This is a genomic window from Bradyrhizobium sp. KZN70725, assembly GCF_055264925.1.
Genome location: NZ_JBUYWT010000189.1, coordinates 1 through 852, shown reverse-complemented (window position 1 = coordinate 852; position 852 = coordinate 1). Strand labels below are relative to the sequence as shown.

Below are 852 nucleotides of genomic sequence, written 5' to 3'. Positions count from 1 at the left end.
CTAGGCGGTGTGGACTCTAAGGATTTCCTTTTAGGAGCAAATCAGATTCAAGGCTGCTTTTGGGAGGCAGTCTTGGGTGTGATGGATCGTCTGGTGTTGAGCGATGCGGCTTGGGAGCGGATGGCGCCGCTGATCATAGGCCGGCCTGACCAGAAGGGCTCGACCGGGCGCGACAATCGGATGTTCGTGGAAGGTGTGCTGTGGATCGTTCGCACGGGCTCTCCCTGGCGTGATCTTCCGGAAGCGTTCGGGGATTGGAACAGCGCGTTCCGGCGCTTCAGCCGATGGAGTGCCAAAGGCGTCTGGTGGCGGATCTTCGAGGCAATGTCCGACGATCCGGACTTCGAATATCTGATTGTCGATTCCACCATTGTTCGAGCCCATCAGCATGCTGCCGGGGCCAAAAAAGGGGGTCTGAAGATCAGGCGCTTGGCCGTTCGCGCGGCGGCCTGAGCACCAAGATACATATGGCCGTTCGCGGCTTGGGATGTCCGGTACGGTTCACGATCACCGCAGGCCAGAAGGGCGATGCACCGCAAGCCGCCACATTGATCGAGGGATTGCCTGCCGAGGTTTTCATGGCCGATACGGCTTATGACGCCGATCACCTGCGCCAGGACATTGCAGCCAAGGGCGCGCTCGCCGTCATCCCCAACAACCCGTCACGCGCGCTCAAGTATCCGCTCGACAAGCATCTCTATGCCCAGCGCCATCTCGTCGAATGCTGCTTCTCAAAGCTCAAGCAATTCCGCCGCGTCGCAACCCGCTTCGAAAAGACCGCCCGAAATTACCTTGCCGTCATCACTCTCGCAGCCATCGTCCTATGGCTGCGATAACTGTCCACACCGCCTA

1 protein-coding gene is annotated in these 852 nt (G+C 59.4%); it reads left to right on the top strand.

What is annotated here, in order from left to right:
• Window positions 1-72 precede the first annotated feature (72 nt).
• A protein-coding gene (locus tag ACZBJS_RS42635) for an IS5 family transposase (RefSeq protein ID WP_092083899.1) occupies window positions 73-836 on the top strand; the annotation gives its coding sequence in 2 pieces (ribosomal slippage) (window positions 73-408 and window positions 411-836; 762 coding nt in all).
• The last annotated feature ends 16 nt before the right edge of the window (window positions 837-852 follow it).